Below are 1,484 nucleotides of genomic sequence, written 5' to 3'. Positions count from 1 at the left end.
AATAATATTTTAGAAGGAAACCAGTTTGCATGGTCGCTGAAAGGGATTGGAGATTTTGAATTCGCAAAAGTAAATTTAAATAAATCAACAGAAGAAATGCAAATTGATCTAAAAGCAGGTGTACCACATAACTACTTTGATAGTACATATGCAAGTATTAAAGTGCAAAACACATCAGGTAAAGTGGTCTATAACAAAGAAATTTATGGAAACAAACAACAAAATGCTGAATCGCAAAAAGTTTCGGTCAAGGTAGGAGACTATATAGAGTTAACACATCTAGAAGGTGTGCATAGAGCTACTCTCACAAATGTAGATAATAGTAAACAAGAGAGCTTTGGAAAAAAAGCCATATACGAAGTTACAAAAGAAGGTCTGAAGAAAGTAGAAAAAATGCCAGAAGCAACAATTCTAGATGGAAATCAATTTGCATGGTCGCTAAAAGGAATCAGTGATTTTGAGTTTGCTAAAATCAATTTCAATAAGTCGACAGAAGAAATGCAAGTTTCATTAAAATCAGGCATACCACATCATTATTTTAATGAAACATATGCGAGTATTAAAGTACAAAATTCATCAGGGAAAGTAGTATACAATAAGGATATTTACGGAAACAAACAACAAAATGCTGAATCACAAAAAGTTTCAGTCAAAGTAGGAGATTATATAGAGTTAACACATCTAGAAGGTGTGCATAGAGCTACTCTCACAAATGTAGATAATAGTAAACAAGAGAGTTTTGGAAAAAAAGCCATGTACGAAGTTACAAAAGAAGGCCTGAAGAAAGTAGAGAAAATGCCAGAAACAACAGTTTTAGATGGAAATCAATTTGCGTGGTCTTTAAAAGGATATAGTGATAGAGAAATCGCAAAAGTAGAGTATAACAAATTAACAGAAAAAATGCAGATTAAAATAGAAACGGGTATACCTCATTCCTATTTTACTAGTACGTATGCAAGCATTAAAGTTCAAAATTCATCAGGAAATATTTTGTACAATAAAGAAATTGTAGGAAGTAGACAACAAGCTGCTGAAAGCCAAACCGTTCCCGTCAAAGTAGGAGATTATATAGAGTTTACTCATATAGAGGGAGAAGCACAAAAGGAAAAGACACGTGCCACACTTACTAATCTTGAGAATAGTAAACAGGAATTTGTGGGTAAGAAAAAAACATATCAAGTTACTCCTACGGGATTATTAATAAAATAGATTACAAGGATGTCTAAAAAATATAATTTTTTTGGACATCTTTTTTATTATTAAAAAAGCGTTAATTATTGATAGTGATGTATGATGAATTCTATCGGCTCATTAAATATTATATATACTTGAAAAATTAACTTATAACCAATGTTCTAAGGATTGACACATCTATTCTTGTTTAATCATGTTATACTTTTCACAAATGAAATGCTACAATATCAAATCCTAGTTTTATGACATCCTTCTGTTGCCACAGTCTATAAAAGGTCAATTCCAACACA

General features: G+C 31.3%; 1 protein-coding gene. It reads left to right on the top strand.

All coding sequences use genetic code 11. The features are described 5' to 3' along the window. The coding region (locus ACQGSG_RS28875; RefSeq protein ID WP_426948734.1) for a putative mucin/carbohydrate-binding domain-containing protein at window positions 1-1,209 on the top strand (1,209 nt) is incomplete at its 5' end. Window positions 1,210-1,484 lie beyond the last annotated feature (275 nt).

It is taken from the genome of Bacillus sp. GMa5/1 (genome assembly GCF_050172015.1).
Taxonomy (GTDB): domain Bacteria; phylum Bacillota; class Bacilli; order Bacillales; family Bacillaceae_G; genus Bacillus_A; species Bacillus_A cereus.
The sequence above is the reverse complement of the archived record's forward strand: the minus strand, read 5'-3'. Positions and strand labels throughout refer to the sequence as shown.